14 protein-coding genes are annotated in these 20265 nt (G+C 69.0%); 3 read left to right on the top strand and 11 right to left on the bottom strand.

Translation table 11 applies throughout. The features are described 5' to 3' along the window. Positions 1-77: 77 nt before the first annotated feature. The 8 genes from BM228_RS01160 to BM228_RS01125 form a co-directional block, all read right to left on the bottom strand. On the bottom strand, positions 78-1049 hold the full coding sequence (locus tag BM228_RS01160; protein ID WP_092036367.1) for an HpcH/HpaI aldolase/citrate lyase family protein: 972 nt from the start codon (positions 1047-1049) through the stop codon (positions 78-80). Positions 1050-1415: 366 nt separating this feature from the next. Beyond that, positions 1416-4178, bottom strand: a complete 2763-nt coding sequence (locus BM228_RS01155; protein WP_092036365.1) for a phosphoenolpyruvate carboxylase — start codon at positions 4176-4178, stop codon at positions 1416-1418. A 138-nt stretch (positions 4179-4316) separates the two neighbouring features. Further along, positions 4317-5207: a succinate--CoA ligase subunit alpha gene (gene sucD / locus BM228_RS01150; protein ID WP_092036364.1), complete on the bottom strand. Its 891-nt coding sequence runs from the start codon at positions 5205-5207 to the stop codon at positions 4317-4319. A gap of 14 nt (positions 5208-5221) precedes the next feature. Next, a complete protein-coding gene (locus BM228_RS01145; protein WP_092036362.1) occupies positions 5222-6400 on the bottom strand; it encodes a malate--CoA ligase subunit beta in 1179 nt (392 codons plus the stop codon). A gap of 238 nt (positions 6401-6638) precedes the next feature. Beyond that, complete coding sequence (fchA, locus tag BM228_RS01140) at positions 6639-7280, bottom strand: methenyltetrahydrofolate cyclohydrolase (RefSeq protein ID WP_092036360.1); 642 nt, start codon at positions 7278-7280, stop codon at positions 6639-6641. A 12-nt stretch (positions 7281-7292) separates the two neighbouring features. Further along, a complete protein-coding gene (locus BM228_RS01135) occupies positions 7293-8153 on the bottom strand; it encodes an NADP-dependent methylenetetrahydromethanopterin/methylenetetrahydrofolate dehydrogenase (protein ID WP_092036358.1) in 861 nt (286 codons plus the stop codon). Between the two features lie 191 nt (positions 8154-8344). Beyond that, the gene (locus tag BM228_RS01130; RefSeq protein ID WP_092036356.1) at positions 8345-9289 is read right to left on the bottom strand and encodes a D-2-hydroxyacid dehydrogenase; all 945 of its coding nucleotides are present in this window, start codon (positions 9287-9289) and stop codon (positions 8345-8347) included. Positions 9290-9392: 103 nt separating this feature from the next. Then, a complete protein-coding gene (locus tag BM228_RS01125) occupies positions 9393-10601 on the bottom strand; it encodes an aminotransferase class V-fold PLP-dependent enzyme (RefSeq protein ID WP_092036354.1) in 1209 nt (402 codons plus the stop codon). Positions 10602-11147: 546 nt separating this feature from the next. Here BM228_RS01125 and BM228_RS01120 point away from each other — a divergent pair. The 3 genes from BM228_RS01120 (at position 11148) to BM228_RS01110 (ending at position 13719) form a co-directional block, all read left to right on the top strand. Then, on the top strand, positions 11148-11963 hold the full coding sequence (locus BM228_RS01120) for a UDP-2,3-diacylglucosamine diphosphatase (RefSeq protein WP_092036352.1): 816 nt from the start codon (positions 11148-11150) through the stop codon (positions 11961-11963). 11 nt (positions 11964-11974) lie between these two features. Further along, positions 11975-13021 (top strand): glycosyltransferase family 4 protein, encoded by a 1047-nt coding sequence (locus tag BM228_RS01115; RefSeq protein ID WP_092036350.1) that lies wholly within the window; start codon positions 11975-11977, stop codon positions 13019-13021. 95 nt (positions 13022-13116) lie between these two features. Beyond that, on the top strand, positions 13117-13719 hold the full coding sequence (locus BM228_RS01110) for a ribonuclease HII (protein ID WP_092036742.1): 603 nt from the start codon (positions 13117-13119) through the stop codon (positions 13717-13719). Positions 13720-13847: 128 nt separating this feature from the next. Here the strand turns inward: BM228_RS01110 and BM228_RS01105 are convergent, their stop codons facing one another. From BM228_RS01105 to BM228_RS01095, 3 genes are all read right to left on the bottom strand, one after another. Next, positions 13848-16202 (bottom strand): membrane-bound PQQ-dependent dehydrogenase, glucose/quinate/shikimate family, encoded by a 2355-nt coding sequence (locus tag BM228_RS01105; protein WP_092036348.1) that lies wholly within the window; start codon positions 16200-16202, stop codon positions 13848-13850. A gap of 424 nt (positions 16203-16626) precedes the next feature. Further along, positions 16627-18759, bottom strand: coding sequence for a methyl-accepting chemotaxis protein (locus BM228_RS01100; RefSeq protein ID WP_092036346.1), 2133 nt, complete (start codon positions 18757-18759; stop codon positions 16627-16629). Positions 18760-19148: 389 nt separating this feature from the next. After that, on the bottom strand, positions 19149-20264 hold the full coding sequence (locus tag BM228_RS01095) for a PA0069 family radical SAM protein (protein ID WP_092036344.1): 1116 nt from the start codon (positions 20262-20264) through the stop codon (positions 19149-19151). Position 20265 lies beyond the last annotated feature (1 nt).

Here is a 20265-nt window from a genome sequence, read left to right as displayed (position 1 = left end):
CCCGTGCGGGAGAGGGGACCGGCGCCACATCTGGAGCGGCCTGAACCCATCAGCCCGCTAGGAAGGGGGCGAAAACCCTACCCCTTCATAGCGTTGGCCTTCTCGATCAGCGCCTCGGCCATGCGGATCGATGCGATGTCGATCAGGCGGCCGTCGAGGGAGACGGCGCCGCGGCCGGCCTTGGCGGCCTCCTGCATGGCCTCCAGGATGCGGCGGGCCTTGGTCACCTCGGCCTCCGACGGCGTGAACACCTCGTTGGCGAGATCGATCTGCGAGGGGTGGATCGCCCACTTGCCCTCGAAGCCCAGCGCCGCGCAGCGCTTGGCCGCCGAGCGGTAGCCGTCCGGATCCGAGAAATCGCCGAACGGGCCGTCGATCGGGCGCAGGCCGTAGGCGCGGCAGGCCACCAGCATGCGGTTCTGGGCGAACAGCCACGGATCCTGCCAATGGGTCTGCCGGTTGCCGGCCTCGTCCTTGTCGGTGAGCACGGAGTAGTCCGGGTTCACGCCGCCGATCACCGTGGAGCGGGCTCGGGTCGAGGCGGCGTAGTCGGCGACGCCGAAGGACATCGCCTCGAGACGCTTCGACGACTGGGCGATCGCTTCGACATTGGCCATGCCGAGGGCGGTCTCGATCAGCACCTCGAAGCCGATCTGCTTGTCGCGCTTCTTGGCCTGCTCGATCTGAGTGACCAGCACGTCGATGGCGTAGACGTCGGCCGGCACGCCGACCTTGGGGATCAGCACCATGTCGAGCCGCGGGCAGGCTTCGACGATGTCGACCACGTCGCGGTACATGTAGTGGGTGTCGAGACCATTGATGCGGATCATCATGGTCTTGTTGCCCCAATCCAGGTCATTGAGCGCCTGGATGATATTGGTGCGGGCCTTCTCCTTGTCGTCGGGGGCGACCGCATCCTCGAGATCGAGGAAAATCACATCGGCGGCCGAAGACGCGGACTTCTCCATGAAGGTCGGGTTGGAGCCCGGGACGGCGAGTTCGGAGCGGTGCAGGCGCGGCTTGGCCTGCTGGATCAGGGTGAAGCTCATGGGTGTTTCTCTCTCCTGGTAACGGTTCTGGTGCCGCCGTTGGGCTGGACACGCCCGACGGTGGAAATGGCGCACGTTAAGCTTCGCGACAGAGCGAGGATCCGCGTTTCAAGCCGATCCATCGGGTCGTGACACCCGCGCTCCCTCCCCCCTCTGCGGGGGAGGGTGGCCCCTGCGTCAGCAGGGGTCGGGAGAGGGGAACCCGGCTTCCGTGAAAAGCGGAGCAGGTGTGCGAGCCGGAGCTTTATCCTGCACCGTCGTCCCCTCTCCCGACCCCCTTTCGGGGGCCACCCTCCCCCGCAGAGGGGGGAGGGAGAGCGCGTGTCAGATTCGAAACGCACTCTCTGGAAAACCTCGCCCCTCCCCTCACCCGGTCGAGCCGAAGCCGACCGCGATGCAGTTGATCGACAGGAGCAGGGCCGACTTCACCGCCTCGCGCCGGTCCTCGTCGGTCTCGGCGCGGTAGCGGGCCAGCAGTTCGACCTGCTCGCGCCCGACCTGGTTGATGGTCGGCAGCCGGCCCTTCAGCCGGTCGCGGAACAGCGGGAAGCGCTCGGCCAAGTCGGAGCCGCCGCTCACGCGCAGCACCATCTCGCGGGTCAGCGCGTACTCGGCCTCGATCATTGAGAAGATCCGGTCCCGGACGCTCGCGTCGGGGACGAGGCCGGCATAGGCGCGGGCGATGTCGAGATCGACCATCATAAGGGTCTTCTCGACCTCGTCGAGGACAAGGCGGAGCACGCGGGAGTCCTGGAACAGGCGCTTCAGGCTTGCCTCGCCTTCCCGGCCACGCACGTCGAGGAAGCTCGCGAGCCCCGAGCCGACCCCGTACCAGCCGGTGATCACGTGCCGGTTCTGCGACCACGCGAACACCCAGGGGATCGCCCGGAGATCCGAGAGCGAGCGGGCGCCGAACCGGCGGGCCGGGCGCGAGCCGATGTTCAGAAGCGCGATCTCGTCCAGCGGGCTGGCCGACTGGAAGTAATCGACCAGCCCGTCGGTCTGGAGCAGCCGGACATAGGCGGCCCGCGAGGCGCCGGCCAACGCCTCCAGGGCGTCGTCGTGGCCGACACTCGCCCGCTCGCCGTCGCCCGCCAGGGCATGCTCGAAGACCGAAGCGGCCAGCAGCTCCATCTGGTAGGCGGCGGTGCCGCGGTTGGCGTATTTGAACGAGACGACCTCGCCCTGCTCGGTGGTCCGGAACCGGCCGCGGATCGAGCCCGGCGGCTGGGCCATGATGCCCCGATGGGTCGGCACGCCGCCCCGGCTCACCGAGCCGCCGCGGCCGTGGAAGAACGCGATGCCGACACCGAGCTCCTGCCCGAGCCGGGTCAGCTTGCTCTGCGCCTTGTACAGCTCCCAGTTGGCGGCGACGAAGCCGCCATCCTTGTTGGAGTCGGAATAGCCGATCATCACCTCCTGCACCCCGCCCTGCCAGCGGGTTGAGCGGCGCACCACCGGCACGGTGAGGAGTTCCCGCATGATCGCCGGGGCGGCGCGCAGATCGTCGATGGTCTCGAACAGGGGCACGATCGCGAGCGGGCAGATCTCCGGGCGGATCTCCGGACCGGCGGCGTCGAGGAACACGCCGGCCTCCTTCGCCAGCAGGTAGGCGCCGAGCACATCCTCCACCGAGCGGGTCATCGACAGGATGAAGGCGCCGAACGCCTCCCGGTCGAGGCTCTCGCGCATCTCGGCCACCAGCGCGAAGGTCGCCAGCGTCTCGCGGGCGGCGTCGGGCAGGTTCTCGAAGGAGCGCTCCGGATCCCGGGGCCGGACCAGCTCGGCGTCGAGCCATTGCCGCCACGCGGCCGAGCCCAAAGCCGGGGGATCGCCCTCGCCGTTGCGCTGGCGCCAGAGCGCCTGCAGCGTCTCGGTGGTCCGGGTGGTGTTCTCGCGCAGGTCCAGCCGGACCGTGGAGAAGCGGAAGATCTCGACCATGCGGCGGACCGGCCGCACCAGATCGCGGCCGAGGGCACCGCATTTGGCGTCCTCCAGCCCGCGCTCCAGCACGCGCAAATCCTCGATCAGGCCGTCGGCGCTGGCATAATCGGGGCCGGACGGGTGCTGCCCCTCGTTGCGGGCGATGGTCGCGTCGAGTTTGCGCAGGACGCAGGTGAGGTACTGGCGATACGGCTCGCCGGGATTGCGCCGAGCAATCGCCCGGGCCTGGCCGCTCTCGGCGAGCTGCCGGTCGAGCTCCTGACGGAACGTCGCCGGCAGCGGCAGCGCGCGCTCGGTGAGCGAGAGCGTCCGGCCGAGCTCGCGCGCGCCGTCCCGGTAGCGGTTGAGCGAGGCCAGCGCGTTGCGGTGGAGCGCCTGCCGGGTGACGGCGGCGGTGACGTAGGGATTGCCGTCCCGGTCGCCGCCGATCCACGAGCCGAACTGGAAGAACGGCGGCACCTTGAACGGCGTGCCGGGATAGGCCTCGGCCAGGGACTCCTCCAGGGTGTCCATGGTCTCGGGCAGCATCTCGAACAGGGTCTCGTCGAAGAAGTGCAGCCCCCAGGCGACTTCCCGCTCGACGGTGGCCTTCTCCAGGTGCAATTCGCCGGTCATCCAGACCAGCTCGATCTGGTCGCGCAGCTCGTTCATGAGTCCGTTGCGCTCGCGGTCGGTCCAGCGCGGCATCTCCAGTTCGCGCAGCACGAGGTAGATCCGCCGGAACTTTTCCAGCACCGTCACCCGCTTGCCCTCGGTCGGGTGCGCGGTGAGCGTCGGCCGGATGCGCAGGTCGCTGAGCAGCGCCTGGATCTTCTCCGGGGGGATGCCCTGGGCGCGGGCGTCCGAGAACACCTTGGCGAAGGAGCCGCTGAGCGCCGCCCGGCCCTCCGTGCGCTCGATATGGCGCCGCCGCCGCATCGCAGCGTTCTGCTCGGCGATCGAGATCAGGTGGAACCAGATGCCCTGCACCTGGAGCGCGCGGGCCAGCATCTCCGGCGAGAACCGCGAGATATCGGCCGTGCCGTGCAGCACCGCTTCGAGATCGGGGTCGTGCCGGCGGGCGACGTCGAGCAGGGCCTGGAACAGGATGTCGAGAGCCTGCTCGGCCGACGTGCCGGTGATCACCGGCGGCGCGAAGGCGCTGGCCTCGGCGAGGCCGGGGGAAGCGTGGAGGGTACGGGTCATGGAGCCACCTTGAGCGCGGTGCGCTCCCCTCCCCCTTGCGGGGAGGGGTAGGGGTGGGGGTGGCGCAGGATCCAGCGATCCGATCCCTTCTGCACCACCCCCACCCTCGGTCCCTCCCCACAAGGGGGAGGGAAGATCTCAAGCCGCCCGGGCGAGCACGTCGGCGACGGTCTGGCCGAAGGAGCCGGGATCGGGCGCCACGGTGAGGCCGTAGGAGCGCATGATCTCGGCCTTCTCGGCGGCGCTGTCGCCGGCCGCCGAGATAATCGCCCCGGCATGGCCCATGCGACGGCCCTTCGGCGCGGTGAGCCCGGCCACGAAGCCGATCACCGGCTTCGACATGTTGTCCCGGATCCAGGCCGAGGCCTCGGCCTCCTGTGGGCCGCCGATCTCGCCGATCATCAGCACCGCGTCGGTGTCCGGATCGGTCTCGAACAGGGCGAGGTGATCGAGGAACGACGAACCGTTGATCGGGTCGCCGCCGATGCCCACCGAGGTCGAGATCCCGAGGCCGAGCTCCTTGAGCTGCGAGGCGGCCTCGTAGCCCAAGGTCCCCGAGCGGGAAATCACCCCGACATTGCCCTTGAGGTAGATGTGGCCGGGCATGATCCCGAGCATCGCCTTGCCGGGCGAGATGATGCCGGCGCAGTTCGGGCCGACCACCATGGTCCGGCGATCCCGCGGGTAGCGCATCAGGTAGCGCTTCACCCGCATCATGTCCTGGGCCGGGATGCCGTCGGTGATCGAGCAGACCAGCCGCAGGCCGGCATCGGCCGCCTCCATGATGGCGTCCGCCGCGAAGGGCGGCGCCACGAAGGTGATCGACGTGGTGGCGCCCGTGGCGGCGACCGCCTCCTTGACGGTGTTGAACACCGGCAGGCCGAGATGGCTGCGCCCGCCCTTGCCGGGGGTGACGCCGCCCACGACGTTCGTGCCGTAGTCCAGCATCTCCTGGGCGTGGAAGGTGCCCTTGTCGCCCGTGATGCCCTGGACGATGATCGGGGTGGTCTCGTCGATGAGGATGCTCATGGCGTGGTCTCCCCTCAGCGGTTCTTCTTGGCGGCGTCGCAGGCGTCGACCGCCTTGCGCGCCGCGTCCGACAGGGTGTCGGCGGTGATCAGGTCGAGGCCGCTCTCGGCCAGGATCTTCTGGCCGGCCTCGACATTCGTGCCCGCGAGCCGCACCACCAGGGGCACGTCGATCTTCACCTCCCGGGCGGCCTGGATGACGCCCTCGGCGACCCAGTCGCAGCGGTTGATGCCGGCGAAGATGTTGACCAGGATCGCCTTGACGTTGCGGTCCGAAAGCACCAGCCGGAACGCCGTCGCCACCCGCTCAGGCGACGCCCCGCCGCCGACATCCAAAAAGTTCGCCGGCTCACCGCCCGCGTGCTTGATCATGTCCATGGTCGCCATGGCCAGCCCGGCGCCGTTGACGATGCAGCCGATCTCACCCTCGAGCCCGATATAGCTGAGGTTGTGCTCGGCGGCCTGGGCCTCGCGCGGATCGCCCTGCGACGGGTCGTGCATGTCGGCGATGCCCGGCCGGCGGAACATCGCGTTGTCGTCGAAGCTCATCTTGGCATCGAGGGCCAGCACCCGGTCGTCCTTGGTGACGACCAGTGGGTTGATCTCCAGCATCGTGCCGTCGCAGTCGCGGAACGCCCGGTAGGCGTTCATGATGGTCTTCACCGCGGCCGAGACCTGCTTGATGTTCAGGCCGAGCCGGAAGGCAATCTCCCGGGCCTGGAATTGCTGCAGGCCCACCGCCGGCTCGACGACGACCTGGATCAGAGCCTCCGGCTCGTTGGCGGCGATCTCCTCGATATCCATGCCGCCGCGCTGGCTGGCGATGACGCGCACGCGCTCGGCCTTCCGGTCCAGCACGTAGCCGAGATAGAGCTCGCGCTCGAACGGGTCGGCGGTCTCGACATAGACCCGCTGAACCGGCTTGCCCTCGGGCCCGGTCTGCAGGGTGACGAGGCGCTTGCCCAGCAGCTCCTTGGCGGCGTCGCGGACCTCGTTGTAGGTCCGGCACAGCTTGATCCCGCCGGCCTTGCCGCGGGCGCCGGCATGGATCTGCGCCTTCACAGCCCAGAACGAGCCGCCGAGCTCGGTCGCGGCGTAGACCGCTTGGTCCGGGCTGAACGCGATGGCGCCCTTCGGGACCGCCACACCGAAGCTCGCGAGCAGCTCCTTGGCTTGGTACTCGTGGACGTCCATTCGGCGCCTCCTCCGCGGTCGTTGCCGCCGTTTGTCGCCGTCTACTTTAGTTGAACAGGAAGATTACGCCCGTCAAATTTTTTGATCCATCGGTTCAGACGGGCTTTTTCGCGGCTGCACAACAAATCGTATCCACTATTGCAACGCAGCATTTCGGCAAAAAGAAAGGCCGGGCGCATGATGCACCCGGCCTTCACTGTCGATCCATTTGCGGCGCCCGCGGCGGGTGCGGCCTGGTTCAGTTCACCTTGGCCTTGACGACGCCGTAGACCTTCTCGGTCAGCGCACCCGCCTCGGCGAGCAAGCCTTCGAGCTCCTGAAGCCGTTCGTCGGCAAACTCCCGGTCCTCGATCCCCTTGGCGTTGACGTAGACGTTCAGCGCCGCGCTGCGCAGGCCGGCATAGGCCGAGAGCACCGCCACGCCGGCATCGGAGACGACGTTGAGATTGCCCTTGTCGGCGGTGATCGCCGCGAGGTCGATCACCGTGCGGCAGGCCCGGCAGCAGGACAGCGGCACGTCGGTCGCGGTCTTCAGTGCCGCCTGGATCGCCGTAGCGCGGGCTGCCTTCTCGTCGTCGGTGCCCTTGGGCAGGCCGTAGGCGCCCATCACGGCGTCGAAGGCCTGGACGTCCTCGCCGATCATGCCGGTGAGCACGACCCGCAGGCCCTCGGACCGGGCGAGCACATCCTTCACCTCGGCCTCGACCTCGACGTACTTCTTCTTGCCGATGGTCAGGTTGCAGACCATCGACACCAGGGCCGCGCCCATGGCGCCGGAGATCGCCGCAGCACCGCCGCCGCCGGGGGTCGGCGCGGCGCTCGCCAGCTCCGTCAGGAACTTATCGATGCTGTCGGATTCGGGGGGACGCGTTTCGCTCACCGGCGCCTCCTCTCAAGCCATTTTCTTGGCGAGGGCGTAGATCTCCTCGGCATCGAGCACCTGCTCGGTGCTCTCGAAGAGCTGGCCGACGCAGGCCCGGTGCAGCTTGAGCTTCAGCCCGCCGATGCCGAGCGCGCCGAAAGCCTTCTTGCCGTTGCGGTCCTTGCCCTTGTCCATCACCTCGATGCCGCCGATGCCGGTCGGGGGCTGGGCGTTGTAGTCGGCGACGAACTCGATGGACGACTCCTGGGCCCAGGCGGCCTCCGGCAGCAGCTCGACGCCGATGGCGCCCGCTGTGAACACGAGGTTCGTGCCCTTTACCAGGGCGACGCGGGAAGCCTCGTCCGGGGTGGCGGCAGCCTTCACGTTGACCTTGAAGCGCTTGTTGATCTGGTCGGCGGCGGCCTGGGTCTTGTCCAGCGCTCGGCCCGCGATGGTGACCTCGGCGCCCTCGCCGGCGAGCAACGCGGCCGAGCGCATGCCGACCGGGCCGGTGCCCGCCAGCACGACGGCCTTCTTGCCCTGGAGCGAGCCGGCGGCCTTGGCCACCAGCGCGACGCCCGCGGCGGCCGTGGTGTTGGAGCCGTTGGAATCGAGCATGACCGAGACCCGGAACGGGCCGAAGAAGCGCTTCTTGACGGCGGTGAACAGCTCCTCGCCGGCCGCCATGCTGCCGCCGCCGACGAAGATCGCCGTCGACTTCTTCTCGGAGCCGCCGCGGGTGTAGATCGTGCCATCGACCAGCGCGCCGACATTGTCCGGATTCACGCCGCCGTAGCCGGTGATGTGGTCGGCGCCGCCGTCGTAGCCGACCACCGTGTCGAACACGTTCGGCACGGCATCGGTGTCGAACAGGAACAGCAGCTTCTTCATTTTTTCATTCCCCTGCCCGGTTCGCGGGCATCATGTGTTCAAATCACTCGGCCCGTCATCCCGGGGCCGCGAAGCGGAGCCCGGGATCCAGAACCACAGGCAGAGCAAGATCTTGCACCGTTAGCGGCTCTGGATTCCGGGCTCGCCTGCGGCGCCCCGGAATGACGGAGCGCGACGTCAGCGGCCCAGCCTTAAGCCTCGACCACGTTCTGCGGCTTACCCGCGACGAACGCCTCGACGTTGTCGACGAGCTGGTCGGCCAGGATTTGCATCGCTTCCTTGCTGGCCCAGGCGACGTGCGGGGTGACGATCAGGTTCGGCAGGTCGGCCTCACACAGGATGTTGCCGTCTTTCGGCGGCTCCTGCGCGACGACGTCGAAGCCCGCGCCCGCGATGGTGCCGTCCTTGAGGGCGGCCAGGAGCGCCGCCTCGTCCACCAGCCCACCCCGGGCGGTGTTGATCAGGATGGCGTTCTTCTTCATCCGCTTGAGCTCGGCGGCGCCGATCATCCCCTTGGTCTCGGGGGTGAGCGGCACGTGCAGCGTGATCACGTCGGACTGCGTCAGGATCGTCTCGAAATCGACCAAGCCGTCCTGCGGGAATACGTCGTAGGCCAGGACCTTCATGCCGAGCGCCTCGGCGCGCTTGCCGATCGACTTGCCGAGTGCCCCGTAGCCGACGATGCCCAGCGTCGAGCCGGCGATGTCGTAGATCGGGTAGTCGAAGTAGCAGAACTGCGTGGACTTCGCCCAATCACCGCGCCGCACCGAGTTGGCGTAGGGCACGATCGCCCGGCGGAGTGCGAACATCAGCCCGACCACGTGCTCGGGCACGGTGTTGAACGCGTAGTTGCGGATGTTGACGACGGTGATGCCCTGGGCCTTCGCCTGAGCCTTATCGACCACGTCGGTGCCGGTGGCGGCCACCGCGATCAGCTTCAGGTCGGGGAGCTGCTTCAACGTCTCGGCCCGCATCGGGACCTTGTTGATCAGCGCGATCTCGGCCCCCTGGAGCCGCGCGACCGTGTCCTCAGGCGTCCAGGTCGAGTCGTGCTCCACATATTCGTGCGGGAAGCTGAACGGCCGGACCGTCGCGTCGAGGGACTCGCGGTCCAGGAACACGATTTTCTTCGTCATGGATCCCCTCTCGGGCGACGGGCAGTTTCCTCGGGATTCTTGTTCTTACTTGCGCGCCGAAGCGGGACCGGCAAGCCGGCCCCGCTTCGACGACGGGCGCGATTCACGCCTTGTGCAGCGGATTCTCGCGCAGGTAGCTCGACGCGGCGGCGACGCCCGAGCCCGGCGTGACCTTGATGCCGCAATCGAGCATGGCCATCTCGGCGCCCGCGATGGCGCCGAGCAGCGACAGCTCGTTCAGGTCACCCAAGTGGCCGATCCGGAACACCTTACCGGCGACTTTCGACAGGCCCGCACCCAGCGAGAGGTTGTAGCGGTCGTAGGCGTGGGTGATCACCTTGGCGGCGTCGGCGCCCTCCGGGACCACGATCGCCGTGACCGTGTCGGAGTTCCACTTCGGCTCCTTGGCGCAGGGCTTGAGGCCCCAGGCCGCCACCGCCTGTCGGGTCGCCTCGGCGAGGACGTGATGGCGGTGGTAGATGTTCTCCAGCCCCTCCTCCTTCACGATCGCCAGGGCCTCGCGCAGGCCGTAGAGCAGCGGCAGGACCGGGGTGTAGGGGAAGTAGCCGGTGGCGTTGGCGGCGAGCTGGTCCTTCCAGGCGAAGTAGGCGTGGCCGAGCCGGTCGTTGCGGCCCGCGCCGCCCTCGGCGATCTTGAGCGCCTTGGGGCTGATGCAGATCAGGCCGAGGCCGGCCGGCAGCATGAAGCCCTTCTGCGAGCCCGCGATGGCGCAATCGACCTTCCACTCGTCCATGTAGAACGGCAGCGAGCCGATCGACGAGATGCCGTCCACGAACAGCAGCGCCGGGTGGCCGGCGGCGTCGAGCGCCTTGCGGACCGCGGCGATGTCGCTGGTGACGCCGGTTGCGGTCTCGTTGTGGACGACCATCACGGCCTTGATGGCGTGATCCTTGTCGGCCCGGAGCGCCTCCTCGATCTTCTGCGGATCGGCACCGGTGCCCCACTCCTCCTCCTGGACGATCACCTCGAGGCCGAGGCGCTGGGCCATGTCAACCCAGAGGTGGCTAAACTGGCCATAGCGGGACGTCAGCACCTTGTCGCCGCGGCACAGGGTGTTGGACAGGGCCGATTCCCAGATGCCGGTGCCCGAGGACGGGAACAGGATGATCGTCCCGGCGGTCGAGCCGAACACGATCTTGGAATCCTGCAGCAGCGGCTTCACCAGCTCGGGGAAGCTCGGCGAGCGGTGATCCTCGGACGGCACGTGCATCGCGCGCAGGACGCGGTCCGGGATGTTCGTGGGGCCCGGGATGAAGAGATGGTTGCGACCGGGGCGCCGGGTTGCGGCCATGGTGTTTCCTCCAAAAAATTCGTTGTGCGCGGGCGGACCCGCGCCGGTTCGTTCAAACGTCCTTGGCGCCCTTGGCGGCCGTGTTGGGCATCCTGCGAGCGGCACCGGCAGCCGCGGCACTGGCCGCGACTCCCCGAACACCATCCGCGTCGTCCGTGGATCGGGGGGCTCAGCGGAGCGGCAGGCGGCCTGGTGCCGCTCGCGTCGCGGCACGCCCCCGCGCGCCGGTCGCCTCCGAAATGCCGTCCCGTTCTACGGCGCCTCGTCTCAAGGCACCCTGGCCGCCTTCCAGTACGCATCCGGCCCGGCTCACGCCGAGCCACCGGTTGCTGGTATTATGAGGCGGCGAAGCTGGGAAGCAAAACCGGAAAAACTTCGGGATCGTGGCAAAAAAATTTTTTGTGCGCCGCAACGTCAGCTATTCGGGCTTGAGGACTTTCCCCGCACCGCACCAAGACACCCCACAGCGATCCGGCTCCGCGTCATCAAACTGAGACGTGATCGCGTTCTGGATCCCCCCGACCGTTCGACCGTCGGGAGGGTGACGTGGCCGAGGATGAGGAGATGCCGGTCCGGGTCCGGACGCTGTTCCTGTCCGACCTGCATCTCGGCACGCGCGGCTGCCAGGCCGGCATGCTGCTGTCGTTCCTACGCGATTACGATGCCGACACGGTCTACTTGGTCGGCGACATCGTGGACGGCTGGCAATTGCGCTCCGGCTGGTACTGGCCGCAGGAGCACAACGACGTGGTCCAGAAGCTCCTGCGCAAGGTGCGCAAGGGCGCTCGGATCGTCTATCTGCCGGGCAACCACGACGAGTTCCTGCGCGACTATGTCGGCACCAATTTCGGCGGCATCGAGATCGCCGAGACCGCGATCCACGAGGCGGCCGACGGGCGGCGCTATCTCGTGATCCACGGCGACCAGTTCGACATGGTCGTGCGCCACTCACCCTGGCTCGCCCATCTCGGCGACGGCGCCTACACCCTGGCGCTGACCCTCAACACCGTGATCAACCGGATCCGGCGGCGGGTCGGTCTGTCCTACTGGTCGCTCTCGGCCTGGGCGAAGCTGCGGGTGAAGAACGCCGTCAGCTTCATCGGCCGGTTCGAGACCATCCTGGCGGAGGAAGCGCGCCGCCAGGGCGCGAACGGCGTGATCTGCGGCCATATCCACCACGCGGCCGACCGGGCGATCGGGGATCTACGCTACCTCAACACCGGCGACTGGGTCGAATCCTGCACCGGCCTGATCGAGCATTACGACGGCCGGATCGAGGTGCTGCACTATCCGAGCATCCTGCGGGCCCGCGAGGCCGAAGCCGCGCCGCGGGCGGTGACGGGCCGGCGCGCGGTGGCGTGAGGAACCGCGCGGTGAAGCTCCTGATCGCCAGCGATGCCTGGCACCCGCAGGTCAACGGCGTCGTCCGCTCCCTGGAGCAGATGGTCCGCCGCGCCCCCGAGCACGGTTTCGAGACGGCCCTGCTCACGGTGGCGGATTTCCGCTCCCTGCCCCTGCCGGGCTACACGGAGATCCGCTTGGCCCTGGCCGGACGGGACCGGGTGGCGGCGCGCTGGGCCAAGGAGCGGCCGAGCCATGTCCACATCGCCACCGAGGGACCGATCGGCTTCGCGGCCCGGCGCCACTGCCTGGCCAATGGCCTTCCCTTCACCACGAGCTACCACACCCGCTTTCCCGAATACCTCGCCGCCCGGCTCCCGGTGCCGGAGGCGTGGTCCTACGCCTATCTGCGCCGCTTCCACGGGGCGGCGCGCGGCACGATGGTCAGCACCGCCTCCCTCCAGGCGGAGCTCGAGGCGAAGGGCTTCACCCATCTGATGCGCTGGACCCGCGGGGTCGATACCGAGCGGTTCCGGCCGGCGGCGCCGGGCGAGTTGCCACCGGTTGAGCTCGCCGGGCTGCCCCGACCGCTGTTCCTGTATGTCGGCCGGCTCGCCGTGGAGAAGAACATCGCGGCCTTCCTCACCCTCGACCTGCCTGGCACGAAGATCGTCGTCGGCGACGGGCCGGACCGGGCGCGGCTGCAGGCGCTGGCCCCGAAGGCACACTTCCTCGGCACGCGAACCGGGGCGGCGCTCTCCGCCGTCTACGCCGCCTGCGACGCCTTCGTGTTCCCAAGCCTCACCGACACGTTCGGCATCGTGCTCCTGGAGGCCATGGCCTGCGGCCTGCCGATCGCGGCCTTCCCGGTGCCCGGCCCCAACGACGTGCTGAGCGGGACTCGCGTGGGCATGCTCGATCAGGATCTGCGTGCGGCGGCGCTCGCGGCGCTCCGCCTGTCCCGGGCCGAGTGCCGGCAGGAGGCCCTGCGCCGGGGCTGGGATGTCAGCGCCGACCAGTTCTTCGGCAACATCATCGAGGCGCATGGCGGCGAGCGCGGGACCCGGAACGCCGCCTGACCGGTGACGGCGGCCGCGCGGGATGGCAGGACGGCGCCATCGTGCCCGTTCAGAAACCGCCGCCCGTGAAGACGACGCCCCTCACCCGGAAGAGACTGCCCGCCCTCACGTCGCCCTTCGACCCGGCCCGGGCCGCCGATTACCCGGCCGTGATCGGCTGTGACGAGGTCGGGCGCGGCGCCCTGTGCGGCCCCGTGGTGGTCGCGGCGGTCTGGTTCGAACCGACGGCGATCCCCCCTGCCCTGCTGGCTGCCCTCGACGACAGCAAGCGCGTGCCCGAGCCGATCCGCGCGCAGCTGGCGCCTTTGGTCCGCGCCCATGCCCGCGTCGCCGTGGCGGCGGGCTCCCGGGCGCTGATCGACCGCATAAACATCCGCGCCGCGACCCTCGACGCCATGCTGCGGGCGGTGTCCCGCCTCGGGATCGCGGCGCCGGTCCTGGTCGATGGCCGAGATGCCCTGCCCGGCCTGCCGGGCCGGGCGGTGGTCGGCGGCGACGGGCTGGTGCCGCAGATCGCCGCCGCCTCGATCGTCGCCAAGGTCTTTCGCGACGACCTCATGCGCCGCCTCGCTGAGCGCCATCCGGGCTACGGCTGGGAGCGCAATGTCGGCTACGGCACGGCTATCCACCGGGTCGGCCTGACGACGCTCGGCCGGAGCCCCCACCACCGCCTCAGCTTTACCCGCGGGTTCGGCTAGGTTTCAAAAGGTCGAGACCTTTTGCGGGTGCAGGGCGGAGCCCTGCAGATCTCTCAGGGGCTCCGCCCCCGAACCCCGCCAAAGGGCTTGCCCTTTGGGAACCCCGATTTTGCCGTCTTCGAGCCGGATCACTTCGATCCGGGATCGCCCGGCAGCGCGTAGGCGACCACGTAGTCGCCGCGATCGGGCGATTGGCGGGCGCCGCCAGCGGTGATCACGATGTATTGCCGGCCGGTCTTCGGGGACCGGTAGGTCATCGGCGCGCCCTGGCTGCCCACCGGCAGGCGGCCCTTCCAGACCTCGCGGCCGGTCGCGGCCTCGAACGCCCGCAGGTAGTAATCCTGGGTTCCGGCGAAGAAGATCAGGCCCGAGCCGGTCACCAGCGAGCCGCCGAGCGAAGGCAGGCCGATCGGGATCGGCAGGTGCATCTTGATCCCCAGCGGCCCGGTATCCTCCACCGTGCCGAGCGGAACCTGCCAGGCGATGCGCCGCGCCTTCGGGTCTATGGCCGTCAGGGTGCCGAAGGGCGGCTTCTGGCACGGGATGTTCAGCGCCGACACGAAGCGGTTCCGGACGGAGACGTAGGGCGTGCCGCGCATCGACGACATCCCCATCTCGGTGCCGGCGGCCTTGCCGGTCTCGACCTGATCCCGCGCGATCAACCGGTTCCACAGGCCGAGCCGCATGTCGTTCACGATCAGGTAGTCCCGGGTCATGTCGATCGCGGTGCTGCCCCAGTTCATGCCGCCGAGCGAGCCCGGCATCTGGAGGGCGGTGTCGAAGCCCGGCGGGGTGAAGGTCCCCTCGTGGCGCATGCCCTTGAACTGGATCCGGCACAGGAGCTGGTCGAACGGCGTCGCCCCCCACATGTCGGCTTCCGTCAGGGTCTCGGTGCCGATCGACGGCATCTCCGAGAAGGGCTGCGTCGCCGCGTAATGCTCGCCCGGCACGTTGCCCTGCGGCACGGGCCGCTCGGTGACCGGCGCGATCGGCGCCCCGGTCTCCCGGTTCAGCAAGAAGATCTGGCCGTGCTTGGTCGCGGCGATCAGCCCCGGCACGGTGCCGCCCTTCCCGTCCGGAACGTCGTAGAGGGCCGGCTGGGCCGGCACGTCGAAGTCCCACAGGTCCTTATGCACGAGCTGGACGTGCCAGCGCGGCCGTCCGGTCGCGGCGTCGAGCGCGAAGATCGACGAGTTCGTGGCGTCGTCCTCCGCGGTCCTATGGCCGCCGAAGAAGTCCGGCGTCGCGTTGCCAGTCGGCGCGTAGATCAGGCCCAGGGCCGGATCGTAGGCCATGCTGGTCCAGACGTTGGGCGTGCCGCGCGTATAGGTCTCGCCGGGCGGCGGCAGGCGGGTCGTCGCCGGGTTGCCCGGATCCCAGGCCCAGCGCAATTCGCCGCTGCCGACATCGAAGGCCCGGACCACACCGCCCGGCTCTCCGGTCTCGATATTATCGGCGACCCGGCCGCCGACCACCACGAGATCGCCGGCGATCAGCGGCGCGGCGGTCTGCGTGTAGTAGCCGGATTTGACCTCGCCCATGTCGGTCTTGAGGTCGACCGTGCCGCCGTCGCCGAAATCGGTGCAGGGCTGGCCGGTGGCGGCGTCGAGGGCGATCAGGCGCGCGTCGATCGTGGCGAGCAGCAGGCGGCGGGGGCAAACCTTGTCACCGGCTGAAGCGCCCGCGTCGTGATAACCGAGCCCGCGGCACCGCTGCCATTGCGGCGCGCTCGCCTTCGGGTCGTAGCGCCAGCGCTGGGTGCCGGTATCGGCGTCGAGCGCGATGACGATGTCGTTCGGCGTGCAGACATAGACGGTGTCGCCGATCTGCAGCGGCGTGGTCTGGTCCTCGGCGCCGAAGCCGTTGCTGATCGCGACATCACCGGTGCGGAAGGTCCAGGCCGGCTCGAGCTTGGCGACGTTGGTGGCGTCGATCTGCGTCAGTCCGGCGAAGCGGGTGCCGCCCGTGGTGTTGCCCCAGGCCGTCCAATCGACCTGCGGACCCGCCTGGGTCGCGGGATGCACCGCCGCAACCTCGGTCGCGGCGATGATCGGTACCGGCTGGAAGGCCCGCAGCGTCGTCGCCACCAAGCCGAGCGCCAGCGCGGCGGCGATGCCCAGGGAGGCCCGGCGCCACACGCCGCCGGATCGATCGAGCAACGGCACCAACAGCGCGACCGCGCAGCCAAGCACCGCCAGGGCGAACAGCCGCGACACGAGCGGCCAGAACGCGAACCCCACCTCCCAGACCGCCCAGACCCCGGTCAGGACGAAGGCCGCCCCGTAGAGCAACGCCCCCGCGCGCCGGCGCTGAGCGACCAGAACGCCGGAGACGAGCATCGCAGCGCCCATGGCCACGAAATACCAGCTGCCGCCAAGCCAGGCCAAATATATCCCGCCGGCGGCCAAGACTCCACCGATCAGAAACAGCACGATCCCGAGCAGGATCAGCGCTCCATCGGCAAGCGTTTTGGGTCGATGCATCGAACAAACTCAACCGTGTGAGATACGCGCCTCTTTATCTTGAGTCTCACACCGGTCAACGACATTTTTATATGTTTTACCATGCATCATTTTGCAGGACGTCGATTATTTATTTTTGCTTTCCTGCAGATATCCGATTTTATGTTCATGTCATTGCATAGCTGGACTGGGATCTATCATCGGCCCACCCTGCGGCGCCGGTTTCGCCGGCCGGACCTGCTCTCATGCTCCGTGAGCGCTCCCGACGCGCGGATATTGGCTCACCGCCGCAGCGGCGGCGCCGCGGGACGACGCTCTGTTTCCTTGATGGAATGAGGGAGAGAGGGAATCGATCGAACGCGAACACGCCCGAAGCCAGCATGCGACGGACGACACAGGCCGGCACGATCGGAACGGGACGTGGGCACCAAGAAGCGATCCGCGCTCAGGCGGCCCGCACGGTCGCGAGGAAGCGATCGACTTCGGCCGAGAGTTGCTCGGACTGGCGCGACAAGCCGGTTGCCGAGGCGAGGACCTGCTCGGCTGCCGCGCCGGTCTGCTCGGCGGCCTGGGCCACCCCGGCGATGTTGCCGGTGACCTCCTGGGTCCCGGCGGTCGCCTGGGTGACGTTCCGGACGATCTCCCGGGTCGCCGCTCCCTGCTGCTCCACGGCCGCCGCGATCGTGGTCGCGACCGTGTTGATCTCCCGAATGCGGCCGGTGATCGTGCCGATCGCGCCCACCGCCTCGCCGGTGACGCCTTGGATCCGGCCGATCTGGCTGGCGATTTCTTCCGTCGCCTTGGCGGTCTGGCCTGCGAGTTCCTTCACTTCGGTCGCCACCACGGCGAAGCCCCGGCCCGCCTCGCCAGCGCGCGCCGCCTCGATCGTGGCGTTCAAGGCCAGGAGATTGGTCTGCGCCGCAATCGACGCGATCAGCTGCACCACGTCGCCGACCCGGGCGGCGGCGGCGCTCAGCTCGGAGACGAGGGCGGCGGTCTGGTCGGATTCGCCCACCGCCCGCTGGGCGAGGATCGTCGAATCCTGCACCTGCCGGCCGATCTCCTCGACGGAGCTGCCGAGCTGCTCCGCAGCGCTCGCCACGGTGTTGACGTTGGAGGCGGATTGCTCGGCCGCCGCCGCCACCGTGCCGGATTGGCTGGCGGTCTCCTGAGCGCTCGCGGTCATCTGCGAGGCGGTGGCCTGCAGCTCGGTGGCGGCGGACGAGACCTGGGTGACGATGCCGGACACCGCGGCCTCGAAGGCCTCCGCCATCTGCCGCGTGACCGCCCGGCGCTGCTCCTCGGCCGCGCGGCGCGCCTCGTCCGCCTCGGCTTCGAGCTGTCGGGTCCGGATCAGGTTGTCCTTGAACACCTGGACGGCGGCGGCCATGGCGCCGATCTCGTCCTGGCGCTCCTGGGCCGGGACAACGATCGAGGCGTCACCGGCGGCCAGCGCCCGCATCGCCTCGGTCATGCTGCGGATCGGTCGGAGCACCCAGCGGACCACCACGAGGGTGCCGATCCCGGTCAGCAGGATCGCGGCGGCGAGGAACAGGACGGTCCGCAGCAGGGTGGCGTGTGCGTCCTCGGTCAACGCCCGAGCCCGATCGACCAGCGCGTCGAGGGCCGCGCTTGCGAGGTCGGCGATCGTGTTCACCTCGGCGGTCTGGCGCGTGCGCAATTCGTCGATGGACAATCCGGTCGGCCGGCCCTGCGTGAGCGCCTCCGTGGCAGCCTGTCGGCGCGCGGCCGCCTCGCCCTCGAAATTGTCTGCCTTGGCCTTGCGGAAGGCCGCCCGGACCGTGTCCGCCGTCTCGTCGGCGGCGGTCCGGACCACGCCGTCCCAGGCGCCGGCTAGGCGCCCCCGCTCCTCGGACGCCGCGACGATATCCGCCTGCGACCAGGGCGTGCCGGCGGCGACCGCGAGCTCGATCCGCACGACCACACCGCCGATCAGGGCCCGAGACGTCCAGGCCGCGCGCTTCAGATCGAGGTAATGGGCCAGGGTCGCGTCGCCGCGCGGGATCGCGGCATCGACCGCGTCGTTCGCCGCCATCAACGCATCGAGCAGCGCCTGAGACGCCTGCGCGAAGGGCGGCAGCGTGCCCGCGGATCGCTGCGCTGCCGGCACCGCCAGGGCGGCATCGACCTGCGGGCGCAGCTCGAGCAGGGCCGCGTAGGCTCGTTGCGCCAACTCGGCCTTCTCCCGGACCGAGGGCACCTCAACCTCGCGGGCCAGATTCCCGAGCCGATCGACCCCGCTCGCCAGGGTCGCGCGCTGGGTGGCGATCAACGCGACATCCTTGGCGGGAATCGGTTCAGCGGCCTTGAGGGCCTGAAGCGTGCGGCCGCGCTCCATGCGGATGGCGAGCAGATCCTGGAGGAGCGTCCGGCTCGCCTCCGTGAGCGCCACCACGCGGCGGCTCTGATCGGCCTGCATCTGGGCGTCCCGCAAGGTCGTCACGCCCGAGCCGAGCAGCATGACGCTCATCGCGAGCAGGATCGCGCACAGGATCTTGCCGATCGATAATTTCGCCAAAGCGATGCGGGTGAACGACGGGTGCGGCGCGCGAGACATCGAAGTCGCTTCCGTAAAAACTGAATCGCTAGGCTTTTTCGCGATTGCGATCCAGAACAAATCTAAGGTCTTTTTCAGAATAATATTCTATGCCATCCGAGCTATGTCGGTCGCAACTCATATTTATGACATTCTATATCAATACATATTCGCCGATTAGGATTGCTTTGCCTCAAGCCGATGCACTACACCGCGGCAGATCGGGATGCCGGCCGAGCTGTCATCTGAGTCCGTGGCGCTCAAATCTGATCCTCGCTGTCGTCTGGACGCCAGGAATGGTGCCCGGTCATGCGTGTCGGGACGCGGCCAATGCATCCCAGCTGTGCGAGGCACGCGGCATTGCGCTCGCGCATTGGGGCCTGTGAACGTCCGGGCGGCCTGAGCCGGCTTCAGAACAGCGCGAGCTGCGCCCCCGGCTTGCGGAACGCCGTCCGGTTCAGCCCCATCCGCCCGAAGGCGAAGCCGAGCCGGGTGCCGGCGAGGCGGACCCGCTGGCCGATCATCTCGGCATAGGCCCCCTCCCCGCGGAAGCGATGGCCGAATCGGGGGTCGTTCTCGCGGCCGCCCCGCGCCTGCGCCAGCAGCGCGAAAGCCCGTGCTTGGCGCTCGGGATAGTGCTCGGCGAACCAGTCGGCGACGAGGTCGGCGACCTCACCCGGCAGGCGCAGCAGGGCGTGGCCGATGCGGCTGGCGCCATGCTCCCGGGCGCAGGCCAGGATCGCCTCGATCTCGTGGTCGGTCAGCCCCGGGATGATCGGCGAGACGTTGACCATCACCGGCACCCCGGCCTCGCTCAGGCGCCGCATCGCAGCGAGCCGCTTCTCCGGCCGCGGCGCCCGCGGATCGAGCAACCGGGCGAGGCGCGGGTCGAGGGTCGGCAGCGAGATCGCCACGAGCACGAGGTTGTCCGCGGCCATTTCGGCCAGGATATCGAGGTCGCGCAGGACGAGATCGGACTTGGTGGTGATGCCGACGGGATGGCGGGCCGCCTGCAGCACCTCCAGCACCGCGCGGGTGATGCGGTGCTCCCGCTCCAACGGCTGGTAGGGATCGGTGGCGGTGCCGAGCGCAATCGTCTCCGGCTGATAGCCCGGCGCGGCGAGTTCTTGTGCCAGCAGCCGCGCGGCATCGGGCTTGGCGAAGATCCGCGACTCGAAATCGAGCCCCGGCGACAGGCCGAGCCAGGCATGGGTCGGGCGCGCGTAGCAATAGATGCAGCCGTGCTCGCAGCCGCGATACGGGTTGATCGACCGGTCGAACGGGATGTCCGGCGAGGTGTTGCGGGCGATGATCCGCGCCGCGCGCTCCAGCGTGACCTGGGTGCGCAGGGGTGCGGGCGCGTCAGTTTCCCAATCGGGATCCTGAAATATCTCACGCTTGGCGGTTTCGTAGCGGCTCGTCGGGTTGGCGGTGGCGCCGCGGCCGCGCCGGGCTTCCAAGGGCCGCGTACTTGGCCCCAGCCGCACGGGTGTCCGGAGGGTCGATCCGTCCCCAATCTCAGCCATG

It is taken from the genome of Methylobacterium pseudosasicola (genome assembly GCF_900114535.1).
GTDB classification, from domain to species: domain Bacteria; phylum Pseudomonadota; class Alphaproteobacteria; order Rhizobiales; family Beijerinckiaceae; genus Methylobacterium; species Methylobacterium pseudosasicola.
The sequence above is the reverse complement of the archived record's forward strand: the minus strand, read 5'-3'. Positions and strand labels throughout refer to the sequence as shown.